This window comes from Spirosoma profusum (genome assembly GCF_014699005.1).
Classification (GTDB): domain Bacteria; phylum Bacteroidota; class Bacteroidia; order Cytophagales; family Spirosomataceae; genus Spirosoma; species Spirosoma profusum.
On record NZ_JACWZY010000001.1, the window covers coordinates 449,931 to 466,254 of the forward strand.

13 protein-coding genes are annotated in these 16,324 nt (G+C 48.0%); 10 read left to right on the forward strand and 3 right to left on the reverse strand.

Annotation, left to right across the window (positions count from 1 at the left end; translation table 11 throughout):
• Positions 1–24 precede the first annotated feature (24 nt).
• The 3 genes from IC229_RS01535 (at position 25) to IC229_RS01545 (ending at position 4,943) form a co-directional block, all read left to right on the forward strand.
• The gene (locus IC229_RS01535; RefSeq protein WP_190885152.1) at positions 25–2,235 is read left to right on the forward strand and encodes a serine/threonine-protein kinase; all 2,211 of its coding nucleotides are present in this window, start codon (positions 25–27) and stop codon (positions 2,233–2,235) included.
• A 133-nt stretch (positions 2,236–2,368) separates the two neighbouring features.
• On the forward strand, positions 2,369–3,277 hold the full coding sequence (locus IC229_RS01540; protein WP_190885153.1) for a tetratricopeptide repeat protein: 909 nt from the start codon (positions 2,369–2,371) through the stop codon (positions 3,275–3,277).
• A 19-nt stretch (positions 3,278–3,296) separates the two neighbouring features.
• Positions 3,297–4,943 (forward strand): LamG-like jellyroll fold domain-containing protein, encoded by a 1,647-nt coding sequence (locus tag IC229_RS01545; RefSeq protein ID WP_223833800.1) that lies wholly within the window; start codon positions 3,297–3,299, stop codon positions 4,941–4,943.
• 58 nt (positions 4,944–5,001) lie between these two features.
• On the opposite strand, the gene IC229_RS01550 is transcribed toward IC229_RS01545, so the two are convergent.
• Complete coding sequence (locus tag IC229_RS01550) at positions 5,002–5,793, reverse strand: tetratricopeptide repeat protein (protein WP_190885154.1); 792 nt, start codon at positions 5,791–5,793, stop codon at positions 5,002–5,004.
• The gene (locus tag IC229_RS01555) at positions 5,790–6,377 is read right to left on the reverse strand and encodes an RNA polymerase sigma factor (protein WP_190885155.1); all 588 of its coding nucleotides are present in this window, start codon (positions 6,375–6,377) and stop codon (positions 5,790–5,792) included. Before IC229_RS01555 ends, IC229_RS01550 begins: the two co-directional genes overlap by 4 nt.
• Positions 6,378–6,617: 240 nt before the next feature.
• Between IC229_RS01555 and IC229_RS01560 the strand changes: the two genes are divergently transcribed.
• Positions 6,618–9,116: a beta strand repeat-containing protein gene (locus IC229_RS01560; RefSeq protein ID WP_223833801.1), complete on the forward strand. Its 2,499-nt coding sequence runs from the start codon at positions 6,618–6,620 to the stop codon at positions 9,114–9,116.
• 3 nt (positions 9,117–9,119) lie between these two features.
• Complete coding sequence (locus tag IC229_RS01565; protein ID WP_190885156.1) at positions 9,120–9,323, forward strand: hypothetical protein; 204 nt, start codon at positions 9,120–9,122, stop codon at positions 9,321–9,323.
• A gap of 250 nt (positions 9,324–9,573) precedes the next feature.
• Here IC229_RS01565 and IC229_RS01570 read toward each other — a convergent pair whose 3' ends face one another.
• The gene (locus IC229_RS01570) at positions 9,574–10,908 is read right to left on the reverse strand and encodes an Nramp family divalent metal transporter (RefSeq protein ID WP_190885157.1); all 1,335 of its coding nucleotides are present in this window, start codon (positions 10,906–10,908) and stop codon (positions 9,574–9,576) included.
• 196 nt (positions 10,909–11,104) lie between these two features.
• Between IC229_RS01570 and IC229_RS01575 the strand changes: the two genes are divergently transcribed.
• From IC229_RS01575 to IC229_RS01595, 5 genes are all read left to right on the forward strand, one after another.
• The gene (locus IC229_RS01575; RefSeq protein WP_190885158.1) at positions 11,105–11,767 is read left to right on the forward strand and encodes a metal-dependent transcriptional regulator; all 663 of its coding nucleotides are present in this window, start codon (positions 11,105–11,107) and stop codon (positions 11,765–11,767) included.
• A gap of 89 nt (positions 11,768–11,856) precedes the next feature.
• A complete protein-coding gene (locus IC229_RS01580; protein ID WP_190885159.1) occupies positions 11,857–12,933 on the forward strand; it encodes an LptF/LptG family permease in 1,077 nt (358 codons plus the stop codon).
• Between the two features lie 110 nt (positions 12,934–13,043).
• Entirely contained in the window at positions 13,044–13,988 is a 945-nt protein-coding gene (locus IC229_RS01585) for a DMT family transporter (protein ID WP_190885160.1), read from the forward strand.
• Positions 13,989–14,100: 112 nt separating this feature from the next.
• Positions 14,101–15,531 carry a DUF6056 family protein gene (locus IC229_RS01590; protein ID WP_190885161.1) on the forward strand — a complete coding sequence of 477 codons (1,431 nt, stop codon included), beginning with the start codon at positions 14,101–14,103 and terminating at the stop codon, positions 15,529–15,531.
• A 6-nt stretch (positions 15,532–15,537) separates the two neighbouring features.
• Entirely contained in the window at positions 15,538–16,281 is a 744-nt protein-coding gene (locus tag IC229_RS01595) for a dolichyl-phosphate beta-glucosyltransferase (RefSeq protein ID WP_190885162.1), read from the forward strand.
• The last annotated feature ends 43 nt before the right edge of the window (positions 16,282–16,324 follow it).

Here is a 16,324-nt window from a genome sequence, read left to right on the forward strand (position 1 = left end):
TTGCTTTTTACTGTAAATGCATCTATGAGTCAATCGTTTACCTCTTTTCAGGATTTCAGACAGAGGTATCCCATCCGTCCCAACGAACATGGGACGTTGTTGGGAAGTGGCTCCTATGGACGCGTGATAAAGGTTGAAGATCAGCTCGAAACGGAATGGGTTGCTATTAAAATTAGTGAGTTCAAAGGCAATGATGCCCGCTCGTTGAAGGCTGAAGTAGAGCTGGCACAACGGGTGCCCCGACAGGCGAATATCGTTCGTTATGATGCTTGTTATCGGCTCGAAACCGATACGGGTGTGAGCGATTTTGCCATCATGAAATATTATCCGGATGGCAACCTGGCGAACCTGCTGCAACAGCAGAAGCTCACCCCCGACCAGGTTTATGACATTACGCGGGGAATTCTGCTTGGGCTTCAGCATTTGCATAAACACCGCATCGTTCACCGCGATTTTAAACCGGCCAATATTCTTATTTCTCGTGATAATTCCGGACGCTTTATACCGAAAATCGCTGATTTTGGCCTGAGTAAACTGGTGACCGACGAGGAACTGGATAGTTCCGATTTTGACCTGAGCGACGGTCGTGGGACGCCTTCCTACAAAGCTCCTGAACAGATTGAAGGCAGTCGGGTTAGCTTCAACCTCGATTTGTGGGCATTTGGGGTCATTCTTTACGAAATGCTGACGGGAGAAAAGCCGTTTCGGGCCGACCTGAAAAACAGTAGCGAACAATCGGTTCGGCGTGAGATTGAAAAGAAAATTGTAACCGTTGACTTGCCCGCCCGTTTAGGTGAGATTGCAGAGCCGTACGGGACAATTATTCGCCGGTGTCTGATACGTGACATTCACGAACGCGCCCGGAAAGAAGCCGAATTACTGGATTGGCTGGATCAGATTCCGCAATTGATGGCGGAAGCCAATACGTTACTGGCTGGTCAGCAATACGAATCGGCACTGGCGCTCTATGAGAAAATTCTGGACAAACGCGAACATCTGACCGAGGCTCAGAACGGAGCCGACCTGTGTCGAAAAGAACTTGCCCAGCAGCAGATAACAGATTGGCTGTTTGATGCTCGCCAGCTTATTCAGCAACAGGAATTCGAGCAGGCCAAAAAACGCTACGAACGAATTCTGCAAGTGAGTCCAGCCGATACCGAAGCTGCTCGCGGATTGGTTGCGTGCATTGAAAAACTCCGACCGAAATCGGCGATTGATGGGTTCGAATTAATTGAGGGAGTTGAATCAACGGATACGTATCTGCCCGACGAATCAACCGATATGTTTGACCCCGCGCCAATTCTTGTAGCAACTGAGAAAAGGCCGAACGTAGTGACTACCCCTGAAAAAGAGGCACTGGTCGCAATGCGAGCAGAAGTAGCTCCTGAACCGCTACGTATAGCACCAGTTTTTACGTCTATCAAACGGTCTAAGCGACTGACTACCTGGAAAATGGCATTGTCAGGGGTTGTATTGTTGAGTTCACTGGGATGGTATGTTACTAGAGAGCAGACAGGCAAGCCTGCTACGTTGACTCCGCCTTCAAACGGGCAGGGCGTTTCCACTCAACCAGCGGAGTCTAAACCCTTAGGTGCGCTCAATACTAAACCCGAAAGCGCGTCGACCAACGTAATGAAAAATGGCTTGTTTCAGGCCGACGCTTATTTGAAACCAGCGCAACAAGCCTATCACAGGCATAATTATACTCAGGTTATCCGATTGGCGAACGCGGCTTTAAAACTCGATCCGACTCGTCAGGATTTTGCCTGGCTACGTAACGCAGCTTTGACCGAAATGCGTGAAAAGTCGCCTGACAGCCTTGCTCAATTGGCTACGCTTATCCCCATTCCAGAATCATTTTACGGTAATGCGCCGGAAATAAATAAACCAGATGTGGTTGAGACGGCCGAAATGGCTGAAGAAAAACGCCTGAAAGAAAAGCAGGAGCAGCAGAATGCGTACGACCAGTTGATCGATGAAGGATTGAAATCAGTTACGGTCAGTAACAACAAGACAAAAGCAAAATCGACTTTCAGCAAAGCACAGGCGTTAGCCAAAGAGCAGTCGTTGAATATGGCAAAGGCCGATATGGCTTATACGTATTGTCTGGACAAAGGAAAAGGCTATCTCGAACGTGATGCGCCAGACGGAGCGAAAGCCTGGTTTGAAGTCGCACAGGCGCTGAAGGACACCGATGACGTCCGCCGAAAAATTAGACAGTGCTCAACTGAGTAATATTTGTCATGCTGACGAAGGAAGCATCTTAAAGCCGACGAACAAGCTAGCCAGGAAACGTTAGGATGCTTCCTTCGTCAGCATGACAAAAACGCTCATTTTATACTTGTTTTCGAAAGTTTGAAACAGCTTCATGACAAAACCACTACACCGACTCATATTTCTACTCCTGATTTTATTTGTAGCCTCCCCCTCAACCCATGTTATCAGTCAGGTTTCCTCGGGACCCAGAGTCGTTGACGATGAATACGAGCGCTATAAAAAACGGGCGGATGATTTTTTTAAAGAAGGCCGCTACGTCGAAGCGCGTCGCCAATACCAGAATTGCCTTGAAGTGCCGGGTTTTGAGAATGACGCTTACGCAAAAAGTCAGTTCGATGAGTGCACTACCGGAATAACTCTTCGTCAGCAGGCCGATGATGCTTTTCGGGCAGGGAAAAATAAAGAAGCTATTCAGCTATTGGTTCAGCTAATTAACCTGAATCCCGACGATGCGCTTACAAAAGGCCAGTTATTGGACTATTACGAGCGTCAGGGCAATCAACTGTTCAATCAGCAGCAGTACATAGTGGCTAAAAATAATTACCGGGAAGCCCTTAAATACGCTACGCCAACCAAGCGGGAAACCCTTCTGATTCAGATTAGAACCATCGACGAAATCCTGAATCCCGTGCCCAAACATATTGGCCTGAAAGTACTTACGGGAGCTGTTGCCATTGGGGCGGGTGTTTACGCTGTATTGCTAAAGAATGACTACAACGCGAAACTTGCTACGTTAAACAAAATCAGTCAATCCGCCGACCCGTCTAATAGCGGGGAGATCGCCAATCCTGATACGTATAATCAGTACAAGGCGGCTTATGACGCTGCCGAAGCCGCCAAAAAAAAGAATGGTTTGTTTAAAGTGTGTATTGGTGTAGCGGCTGTAGCAACAATCGCCGAAGTGTATTTACTCATTCACAAACCCCAGCCGAAACATAGGGCAATGTACTGGAAACCGTCTTCTGAATCCGCTGGACTGGCCCTTGGCTACTCGTTTTGATTTTATGCCCACCATCAACATGAAAAACATTCTCATCTATTTCGGCGGCATGGCTATTCTGGCGGGCATTTTATGGAGCTGCGAAACCTGGGATCTTCCTTCGCGCAAGTCGCAGCGCGATTGCGCGAAACCGTCGGGCACACTCAACGTAAAATTGGACTTACTGAAAGTAGATTTTTCAATTCCCGATGCGGGTGGTACAATAGATTCGGTTCGCTGGAATTTTGGATATGGAAAGGATACGACCACAACCGCGCTAACGAATACCTTTTCCTATTCAGCATCGGGTACCTACAAAGTTCAGGTTACATTAACCAATACTTGTAAGATGGCCACGACACTTCAGCAAGAAATTGTAGTGAATGACGCTGTTTTGCCTACCGTAACCCTGGAACCCATTGAAAATTTCTCCAATACATCTGCGATTGCCGTAATGAAAGTTACGTCGACCGGAAACGTACCTATTGCGCGCTATGGCGTTTGCTACTCAATTACAAATCTGAATCCGAATGTCGGTGATTCAACTTCGGAACGACCAGGTTCTGTGACGGTCAATACGTCGATACCTGTAGCGATGACCAATTTACAGGAAAACACGCAGTACTACGTCCGGGCGTATGCGTATAACACGTCGAAAGGGCCCGGCTATAGTGAGGTGCGGACGTTTCGGACCGGATTTAACCCAGATGTTAAAATCGACGAACCGATATCAACTGGCATTTCGACGGCAACGCTAAATTTTAAAGTAAATTCGCTGGGGAGCCCGTCTGCTGAGTCTTACGGAGTCGTTTATTCATCAACTGCGCAGGTTCCTGAGCACGGAAATGCTCCTAACTTTAAGGTAGAGGCTCCATCTCTCGGCGTCAACCTAATTACGTTGAAAGACCTGATTCCGAAGACAAAATATTATTATCGTCTGTTTACAAAACAACCCAATAAAGATTTTATCTACGGGAATGTTGGTACGTTTACGACGGCTATCGACCCAGTAGCTGAGGGTTTAATTGCTTCCGTTGCCTTCACTGATCAATCGCTTCAGGATGTCAGTGGTTTCAGCAATCACGTAAAGCTGGCGGGGAATCCCATATTCGTTACAGACCACACCGGAAGACCCAATTCGGCCCTCCAGCTAGATGGTGTGGATGATTATTTTTTCATGCCCGAAAACATCAATAGTAGTTTGAACCCGGATTCTCTATCGGTCAGTATCTGGATTAAACCGGCCCCGCTCACCGGCCCGATGCAGATTTACAATAAATCGAATTTCAATGACAGTAATAATGAAGTGTATAGTTCATTATTGAAGCGCGAGAACGACGTTGGTCCTCGCGTGACCATCCTGACCGACATCAAACAGAACAGTAATTGTGTTCCCGGAAGAGGGTGGGTAAGTTTTCCGGTGACCAGCAGCATCGAAATGGACGTGTGGCACCATCTGGTATTTACTTACAGTGGAAATCTGGCGCGTATGTACCTCGACGGCGCCTTGTTATCGTCGAAAAATGACTTGCCTTCGGATCGAATCGATAAATGCCCCGGCGGTGAGTTACGGTTTGGTGCCGGACCTAAAATAGTGAACTGGTTTTTCAAAGGAGCGATGGATGATATACGTATCTACAAACGCGCCTTGACACCAGCCGAAGTGACAACGCTACGTAATCAATGAAGGTCAAAGAGCGAAAGAGTGAAAACCATCCGGCAGGTTCACTCTTTCGCTCTTTGAATTACTCAATTTTGTCGAGCACACGTAGCGCCAATTCATGAAAAGGATTTTCCTTGTCGCTGCTGACACGTTGCAATGTGGGCAGGGCTTTTTCCTTTTGTTTGTTTTTCACGTAGGCCAGTGCCAGAAACCACTCGGCCTTCTGTTGGAGTTTGACAGATGGCGTTGCCTGCGCACTAATCAGCAACGGTATGGCACCACTCGGTTGGTTATTAGCCAGATAACTCAGACCCAGGAAATAATTCTTGTAATACGTCGTCTGTTTGTCGGCAGGTAACGTAGCAAGCTGGGCGATCACGTCGTCGTACTTACCCGCTTTGTAGCTATTCAGTGCGTCCAGGAATCGACTACGGGTATCGGCTGAAACACTGCCCGACGGGAAATCTTTCATCAGTTGGTCGCCCGAATCGGGAGCGAAGGTTTCGGTATAAGCGAGTTCCGCCTGCCGGGCCGACGTCTGTTGATACGTGTAGTAGCCAAATCCAAGGAGAAGCAGCACCGAAGCCGCCACTGCCCAGTATCGCCAGGTTGTTAAGGGCCGGACAATGGTTTCTACAGACTGACCTGTTTCTGCAACCGGTAACGTAGCGTTGTAGTGCGCTTTTGCCTGCGCTAAAGCCCGTTCGATACCCAGCGCCCGAAAACCCAGCCGGATGCTACGTTGCCGTTCCACTTCGTCGCGAAGTTCAGGATTATCCAGCATATCATCCTCGAACGACGCCCGGTCAGTGGCCGACAGCTCGTCTGTAAGATACGCTTCAATGATTTCGTATTGTTCTTCCGACAGCTTCATAATCCTTGTTGCTTGGCGGTTTTCTGATAAAATGCTTTCAATTTTTCGGCGCAGTCGTATCGTTTCGATTTCACCGATGTTTCTTTCATGCCTAATCGTTCGGCGATTTCACGTAGCGAAAGTTCGTCTACGTAGAACCACTCAATGAGTTTCCGGCATTCTTCCTTAAGCTGGTGCAGCGAATGGCGAACAGCATTCACTACGTCCATGCGTTCCAGGTCGTTCACTACGTTGGTCAGGTCTGGGTTGTCAATCGTGTCGGGCATGGTGCTACGTGTGCGCATCCGGGCCGAGCCTAATTCGGTAAGCCACACCCGTTTGCAATACTCAAAAACAACGGTCGTGATACGTGTACCCGCCTGAAGCTGATACTTCCCGGTTTCGACATTGAGCAGAAAATTGAGCATCCCTTTCTGAAAAGCATCTTCCGCGTCCATATCGGTACCATTGTTTGTGTTTACCCAGTTCCGGAACGAAGGCCATACCTCTGCATACAGAATCTGGTAAGCCCGCTCGTTACGGCGGCTCAGCGCATCATAAAGTTCCTGTTCAGTTGAGTAAATGGGTAAGGGTCGAGTGGCCATACGTAACGGAATTGGCGGAAACAAAACCCACGGGCTTATCGCAGCCGTGTTCGGACAACCCGATAGACAACGTCAGGGATGAATCGGTGATGTTGGCAAAAGGTAAGTCAAAATTTTCACAAAAAAATAACGTAGCGCTTACTTACCTTTTTGGGGCTAGACAGATACATAGCCAAAGCCGGGAGTAATGCCCGGATTCATTTCACACAAACACATAAAACTAACGTTAACGGTACACTCATGAAAAAATTTCTTTATCTGATCCCGCTTCTGGCCGGGCATTCGCTACTGGCCCAAACCAATTACGTTGCCAATTCCGCAAACTCGGCTGGTCCCGGCAATAACAATACGTTGGTAGGGCCATCGGCAGGTGCCAATACTACGTCGGGCGAGAATAATGCCTTTTTTGGAGTAGGAGCTGGTTTTCAAACGACAGGCAATGTCAATACGTTTCTGGGGGCCTGGTCAGGGTATCAGAACACAAGTGGTGCTGCCAATACGTTTATGGGCGCCAGCGCAGGTAATAAAAATACAACAGGTAGTTTTAATACGTTTCTGGGCAACGTAGCGGGCCTGTCAAATACAACGGGACAGCAAAATGTATTTGTGGGAATGGCGGCAGGTAATCAAAATATGACGGGCAGCGCCAACGTGTTTTTGGGTTATCAAGCAGGTCTTACCAATGTCGCAGGTACTGGTAACACATTTTTAGGTAATCAGGCGGGGTATAGCAATAGCTTGGGCCTTAATAACATATTTGTTGGAAATACAGCAGGTTATAGTAATGCTACTGGTTCGGGTAACGTATTCATAGGTTATTCAGCTGGTCGAGCCAATACGACAGCTGGTTCCAATACGTTTCTGGGCGCAAACGCGGGTTATGCTACTACGACAGGTGGCTCGAATACGTTTTTAGGTAATCAGGCGGGGCATACCAATTCGACAGGAGAGCAAAATGTATTTGTAGGCATGTTGGCGGGTAGTCAAAATACGCAGGGAAAAGCGAATTCTTTTTTAGGCTATCAAGCGGGAAGTACGAATACAACGGGTATTTATAATACGTTTGTAGGTTATTCGGCGGGTTATGGCAATACAACGGGCAGCGCTAATGTGTTTTTGGGTTATCAAACGGGGTACAATAATCACGGTACTAACAACACATTTTTAGGGGTTCAGGCGGGTTATGGCAATAGCCTGGGCGTCGGTAACACATTCGTAGGTAGTCAGGCTGGCTATGGCAATCTCACTGGTGGTGGTAACGTATTTGTTGGTACTTATGCCGGTCGGATCAATAATACCGGTGGCGGCAATACGTTTGTGGGGGGCAGCGCGGGATATTCTAATACATGGGGAGATAGTAATACGTTTCTGGGCAGCGCAGCAGGATTTTCCAACACGACGGGGCAGCAAAATGTATTTGTTGGCCCCAGTGCGGGAGGCAGTAATACAATGGGAAGGAGTAATGTCCAAATTGGCTTAAAAGCGGGCAATCAGAACCAGACGGGCAACTATAACGTCACAATTGGCGACTCGGCTGGGTTTAACAATACTGTGTCAAACAACCTATTTATTGGTTCAAAAGCAGGTTTCTCCAGCACGACTGGCACACTCAATACGTTCCTGGGCTATCAGGCTGGTTTTAGCAACACAACGGGCGGTTACAATGTCTTTATTGGTCAACAAGCGGGGGCAGGTAATACTACGGGAGCCAGCAACCTGTTTATGGGCTCATATGCTGGTCAACTAAATAACGGCAGTTATAACCTCTTTATCGGTAACTCCTCCGGCCAGCTCACCACCTCCGGCGCGGGTAACACCTTCATTGGCAACGGCTCGGGCTATGGCAATACCACGGGCCAGAACAATACCTATATCGGCAATGGGGCTGGTTACACCGGAAATGGGGCTGGTCAGAGCAACACCTTCATTGGCCAGAATGCGGGCGTCTCATCGGGTGCCGTTGTTAATAACTCAACCGCCATTAGAGCGGGGGCTCAGGTTTCGGCGGACTTTTCGATTGCCTTAGGGGCACCCAGTCCCTTCTGGAAAGTGGGTATCGGCAACACTGCTCCGCAGAACAAGCTCGAAATTACACACGGAACGGCCAATCAATCGGGTCTCCGGCTTACAAATCTCACCAGTGGCTCCCCTGCTACGTTGCTGAATCAGACTAAATTCCTGAGTGTAAACGAAAATGGCGACGTAATAATGGCCAGCGTAAATGGATCGGCGCGGAAAGGCGTAGCTGATTCATTCTGGCAACGTAACGGCCAGCATTTGCAGAATACGCAGGGAGAATCGGTGATCATTGGCTCGAACGTAACGAAAACCCCCGCGGGCTACAAACTCTACGTTGAAGGTGGCGTATTGACCGAAAAACTGAAAGTCGCCATTAAAAACACCGACGAGTGGAGCGATAAAGTTTTTGAAGAAAGCTACCGGCTGCGCAGCTTATCGGAAGTGGAGCAGTACGTTAAGGAACACAAACATCTGCCGGGTATTCCCAGCGCAAGCGAAGTCGTCGAGCAGGGAATCGACGTGGGCCAGATGAACGCCAAACTGCTGGAAAAAATCGAAGAACTGACGCTCTACGTTATCAGTCTAAAAAAAGATAACCAGCAACTGCATCAGTACAGCGCTGACATGCAGCGGGAGAATCAGCTTATGAAGCGCAAACTAAACAGATTGGCCGACGCTACGTACCAGTTACAGCAACGTTCCCGCTCATCGAAACGCTAATCTGTGACTTATGAAAAATATTCGGATTATGCTGACGTTAACCGATGCCAGGAACGCGTATTGACTCAGTCGCCAACTGCTACGTGGAAAGAAGCAAGGAAATACGAACTAGAGGTTTCTGGAAAAGATTTACCCGCAGGTTCTTATATGTATCGACTTGAGGCTAGTTATCAACCGAAAACGGTATGTCTGGTAAAGCGTAATTGAATCGATTCACACCGTTCAATTTTCTTGTTCAACCGGGTTGACCAATGTGTTAGCCCGGTTTTTATTTATGGCTAATAGCTAGGTAGTTAACTAATTCAATCCTTTACTAAACAGTGTTTTTGTCATGCTGATGAAGGAAGCACCTTAAACTAACCTAACTCATTTGTAAGGAAACCTTAAGCTGCTTCCTTCGTCAGCATGACAAAAAAGCTCATTTTTGAACTTGCGTGCAAGATGAAGAAGCTCAGCATCACGCAATCGTGTTCCACAGCAAATAGCCGTTGAGGCCAATGATGATGACAGCTACTACCCAGGATGATATTTTCACCCAGGCCGGATTCACAAAACGGCCCATTTTAACTTTATCACTCGTGAACTGAACCAGCGGCACAACCGCGAAACTTAGTTGCAACGACAGGATCACCTGACTCAACACAAGCAACTCGCTGGTGCCTTCTTCGCCGTACAGAATAGCTACAACAAGTGCCGGAACAATAGCGAGCAGTCGGGTAATCAGCCGACGTAGCCAGGGCTGTATACGCAGATGCAGAAAACCTTCCATAACAATTTGACCAGCCAACGTACCAGTCAGGGTAGAATTCTGCCCCGACGCCAGTAAGGCTACGGCAAAAAGAATTCCCGCGAATTTGACGCCCAGAATTGGGTCGAGCAGGCGGTGCGCATCAGTGATGTCTGCTACGTGCTGGTTACCCGAATAGTGGAACGTAGCGGCCGCCAGAATCAGAATGGCAGCATTGATAAAGAACGCCAGAAATAGTGAAACAGTGGAATCAATGGTGGCGAACTTAATGGCGGTTTTCCGGCCAGTATCATCACGGCTGAAATCGCGGGTTTGTACAATACTCGAATGCAGATACAGATTATGAGGCATGACCGTAGCACCCAGAATACCAATGGCAATGTAGAGCATTCCCGGATTTGTGACAATTTCGGGGCGAGGCAAAAGTCCATCGGCAATGCTCGATAAAGCCGGTTGTGAAACGATAAGTTCGTATGAAAAGCAGCCCAGAATCAGGAAAATCAGGCTGGCCACAATACGTTCAATCAACCGAAATCCTTTATTCTGGAGGTAAAGCAATAGCAGTACGTCCAGCGCCGTAATAAGAATCCCAACGGTCAGTGGTAAGCCAAAAAGCAGATTCAACGCAATGGCGGAACCAATTACTTCGGCCAGATCAGTAGCAATGATGGCAATTTCGGCCAGTAGCCAGAGCCCAACACTAATCGGGCGGCTATAATGATCGCGGCAAGCTTGTGCCAGATCGCGTCCCGTAGCAATCCCCAATTTCAGCGCCAGATGCTGTAGCAGCATGGCAAACAGATTCGAAATCAGGACTACCGACAGCAGCCGGTAACCAAATTGCGCTCCTCCCGCAATGTCAGTAGCCCAGTTGCCAGGGTCCATATAGCCGACCGCTACCATCAGGCCGGGGCCAAAATAAGCCAGCAACGTTTTGAAAAAGCCACTATTGGCAGGTACGTGCACAGAGCCGTGTACATCGGGAAGCGAATTTTCGGACTGCTTTGCCGACCCTGCTTTTAGTAATGTATCAGTCACTTCCATCGAATTCGTTCAATTTGTTGGTCCTTAACTGTTATAGTCCGGTCAGACTGCCACCAGCTAGTAACGATGCAAATATAAGGAATATTTAAATAAAAATTTAGACTAGTCTAAATTTTTAGAAAGTTTAACATTAAAACTACCTTTGTAGCCAAACTGTTTTGATTTCTTTTGCTGTTTTACCCAGTAGTACAGCTTTATGCATTCGTTCACCGAGGAAAATTATCTGAAAACAATTTATTATCTGGCTAGTCGGCAGACTGGTGAAGTGAGCACTAATGCCCTGGCTGAGATGACCGCCACTAAAGCGGCTTCAGTATCGGACATGCTACGTAAACTCGCTGATAAACAGTTGATTCATTATAAGAAATATCAGGGTGTTCGTTTGACAGAAGAAGGAGAACGGGTGGCGTTGCAAATCATTCGGCGGCATCGGCTTTGGGAAGTATTTCTGGTTGAAAAATTGGGATTTGGCTGGGATGCCGTTCATGATATTGCAGAAGAATTGGAACATATTCGGTCGGAAGAGTTGGTAACTCGCCTGGATACGTATTTAGGCTGTCCACAGTTTGATCCACACGGCGATCCTATTCCAACGTCGGCAGGGCAAATGCCTCAAACGGGTTATCAGAAACTGTCGGAGATTAATACAGGTCAGCGTGTTCAGTTGATGGGTGTACTGGAACATTCAACCGAATTCCTGCAACATCTGGACCATTTAGATCTGACATTGAGTTGTTCAGTAACGGTCGCAGAATCAAATGCCTTCGACAAGTCATTACTGGTTCAACTCGAAAGCGGTCGAACGGTTTTTGTCAGCCATGAAGTGGCAAAAAATTTATTGGTCGGTGAGAGTCAATAGTCATTAGTCGCTAGTCGTTAGCGGTTTCTGAAAAAACCTGACGACTAGTGACTAATGACTATTGATAACGTGCTGATAAGTAACGATTTATGAAATTATTAGACTGGTATATACTCAAGCGATTTCTGCAAACATACATCTTTGTTGTGCTAGTAATCGTGCTGGTGGTGGTGATGATCGATTATACCGAAAAGGTGGATAATTTTCACAAAAACAATGCACCGGGCAACGAGATTTTTTTTAATTACTACCTCAATTTTATTCCGTACTGGGCCAATTACATCAGCCCGTTGATGGTTTTTATCGCCACCGTGTTTCTGACTTCACGGTTGGCGGCACGTACCGAAATCATTGCCATTCTGAGCAGTGGCGTTAGTTTCATCCGGTTGTTGTTCCCCTACGTACTGGGGGCGACGGTACTGGCCGTGGCGACGTATTTTATGGTCAACTACGTCATTCCCAAGGCCAATAAGACCCGGATCGCTTTTGAGATAAAGTACATCAACGATGCTTATACGTACTCCGGACGTAACGTTCACCTGAAAATCGCGCCCAATACGTATGCGTATCTGGAAAGCTATAATAATCAGAGCAATACGGGATATCGATTTACGCTGGAGAAGGTAGAAGGAAACCAGCTCAAGCAGAAACTTTCGGCCGACCGCATCGAATGGGACGCTAAAAAGAAGAAATGGGCAGTCTACGATTATAAAATTCGTGACATCAACGGGCTTCAGGAAAAACTGACACCCGGCACCCGCGTCGATACTACGTTGAATCTGAAACCCGATGACTTCAGTTCGGATTTCAACCTGTTCGAAACCCTGACTCGCCCTGAACTCAATAAACACATCGCCCTGCTGCAAAGTCGCGGTTCAGACGGCCTGGAAACGTATCTGCTTGAAAAATATAGTCGTGATACACGCCCGTTCGCCATTATCATCCTGACAGTCATTGGCGTCATCATGTCGGCCCGGAAGAGTCGACGGGGGGTTGGCTGGCAGGTGGCGCTGGGTTTCTTTCTGGCCTTTACGTACCTGCTGTTCTTTATGTTAGCCAAAGGCATTGCCGAATCGGGTAACCTCAATCCGATTGTGGCGGTTTGGCTGCCAAACGCTATTTTTGCAGGAATCGGTGTGCTATTGTACAATACGATACCAAGATAATAAAGAGTGAAAGAGCAAATGAGCGAAAGAGTGAACAGGGCTGGCGCAGGAATTTCTGCCGAATGGTATTCACTCTTTCGCTCATTTACTCTTTCGCTCTTTCACCATTTATGAAAACCTCGCCTTCCCTCACTGACTACTTTCAACTCCATTTTATCGTTTTGATTTGGGGGTTTACGGCTATTCTGGGAAAGCTACTTCAGCCGCTCGATTCGTCGGCGGTTGTTTTATTTCGGACGTTGCTGGCGGTGCTGGGATTGGCTGCTGTGCTTCTGGTACGTCGCCAGAGTTTTGACGTATCGCCCAAAGATCGCTGGCGTTTAGTGGCGACGGGTGCCCTGATTGGCGTACACTGGGTATTGTTTTTTCTGGCGGCTCGATTATCGAACGTATCAGTCTGTCTGGCGGGTATGGCGACTAGTTCGCTCTGGGCTAGTGTGCTGGAGCCCATTCTGTTACGTCGCCGGATTCGCCTGATTGAAGTGTTGCTGGGCGTTGTGGTGTTGCTGGGGCTTTATGTGATTTTTCGCTTCGAATTTGATAAAGTAATGGGGCTGTTGGTGGCGGTGTTATCGGCTATGCTGTCGTCACTGTTTACGATCATCAACAGTCGATTTACGCATCGGTACGATGCACTGGTTATCTCGTTTTATGAAATGGCCGGAGCGTTGGCTGGGGCATTTGGGTTATGGCTCCTGGCGCAGCAAATCGACGTATCGGCGACTGGAACCGTTCAGTATGTACCTGTTACGTTACTGCAATGGCTCTGGCTGCTGGTGCTGTCGCTGGTGTGTACGGTGTACGCTTATTCGGTCGGCGTTCGCCTGTTGAGAAAGTTTTCACCCTATCTGGCCATATTAACCGTAAATTTGGAGCCGGTGTATGGCATCATACTTGCCGTTTTGATTTTTGGAGATACCGAACGCATGACGCCGGGTTTTTACATCGGTACGCTGGTTATTCTGGCGGCCGTACTGGCGTATCCGTTTTTAAATCGGCAAACTACGAAAACCACCACGCCCACTGGGGGCGACCTGGAAATAGACTTGAATTGATGTTCGAGGTTCAAAGAATGAAAAAAAAGGAGTGAAAGAGCGGATCTGCCGGATTCACTCTTTCGCTCTTTGATTCTTTCACTGTTTGAATTTGGAACGATACCTTCATTGCATGAAACACCCGCTTCTGGACCGGCTGGCGACCATAACCGTTGTTCTGTTGTTTTTACTGGCCTACGTGCCGTTGGTGCTGCTTTCGTTTCACAATCATCCGTCGCCCGCCGACGATTACTGCTTTGCCGATACTACGTTGCGGTATGGCTTCTGGCAGGCTCAGAAGTACTACTACGATGGCTGGACGGGCCGTTATTTTTCCAATATGCTCGTACACGGCAGCCCATTAGTGTGGGGTTGGTACGATGGCTATCGGTTCATTCCGGTTCTGGTGGTGACGGCTTTGCTATTGGCGTTGTACGGATTAGTAAACGAACTGATACGTACTGAATCGCTGAAAACGCGTCTGATTGCCACTGCTACGTTGTTTTTTCTCTTCATTCTGGCTATGCAAAGCACGGTTGAGGCTTTCTTCTGGATGGCCGCCATTGCTACGTATACGGTGCCAACTATCCTGACTTTATGTCTTTTAAGGGTTATCAGCCGATGGTACCAACTGCCATCTGGACCAATAAAACCACTTACAGTGGTATGGGCGAGCTTCCTGGTGTTTGCTGGCATCGGTTCTGGCGAAACTAACCTGATTTTGTTGCTGCTGCTGTTGCTGGCGATTGCGGGATACCGACTTCTGTTTCTACGCACGTTCGATCCATTTCTGGCTTGGTTGGTGGTCGTGGCTTTTGTGTCGGCCTGGTTACTGTTTCGTGCACCGGGCAATGCCATTCGCATGGGTGGCAATCCGCACAGTGGCGAACTCATTACGTCGATGGTATCGTCGTTTGGCTGGTTGGGGCGTTGGCTGGCGACCTGGCTCGTTAAAACACCCATTCTACCTTTATCAGTATTATTTCTGCCGATTGCCCGACGGCTGGTACGTTCGGGAAGTGCTGTGCGTGAACTATTTATGCTGCCTGCTGGCCTAGTGACGCTGGTTTATATCGGTATTCTGGCTGCAACGATTTTCCCGTCGTATTATGGTATTGGTATTCCACCGTTCGCCCGGACGATGAACGTACTGTTTATTTTCTTTGCGCTCGGCTGGTTCTACGTCCTGACGGTGTGGGTCGGCTGGTTCGAACGGCGGGGGAAAATGTCTACAGCGCAGATTGGTTCGGTAGCGTTGCTGGCCGTTGCTGGCGTCTGGATTGCTGGTAGCATCTGGTTTAGCTTGTCAATCAAGCAGTTATATAAAGACTGGCTCAGTGGTAATGCCGCTACGTTCGACCGCGAAATGACCGAGCGACATGAGAGGTTAACACAGCCTGCTGATACGTTGCGTCTGGGACCAATCAGCGTTTACCCGCCAAGTTTGTTTATCGAGGATATTAAACCCGAACAAAAGCACTGGTGGAACCGCTGTCATTCAGGCTATTATCATCACAAGGTAATCATTCTCGATTCTACACTCACCGCATCCACACTCCGCTAAACCTGTATGTCGTCTGTCTGTATTGTTGTTCCCTGCTATAATGAAGCTGCACGACTGGCGTCTGAGGTGTTTGTGACGTATCTTGAAGAAGCGCCGAACGTTCATTTCTGCTTTGTTGATGATGGTAGTGCCGATCAAACCCGCAACGTACTGGAACAATTACAGGCCCGCCAGCCCGAACGTATTGAAGCACTTATTCTGCCTGAAAATCAGGGAAAAGCGGGAGCAGTACGTGCCGGAATGCTTCATTGTGCGGGCAAATCATTCGACTATCTGGGTTATTTCGACGCCGATCTGGCTACTCCGCTGTCGGCTATCAACGATTTAACCGAAGTGCTGGACAAAAATCCACAGATTGATATTGTGATGGGCTCCCGTATCAAGCATTTAGGCGCTGATATTCAGCGGACTTTGTTTCGGCACTACGTTGGTCGGGTGGTTGCTACGTTCATCAGCAACATTCTGAATTTGCCAGTTTACGATACACAGTGCGGGGCCAAGTTATTCCGGAGCAACGTAGTGAATGCGCTGTTTACCAATACGTTCATTAGCCCGTGGTTGTTCGATGTGGAGTTGCTGGCCCGATACGGTCAACTGCATGGACGAGCCGTGGTTTTAGAACGCGTAGCCGAACAACCGCTCCGACAATGGATCGAGCAAAGTGATTCGCGCATCAGTTCGACCTATATGTTTCGGATGTGGTACGAACTCTATCGAATCAATCAAACGTATAAAAATATTTCGCCTTAATTTCTCTAATATCAATCTTCCCACTATCTAAATAGATTAAAAA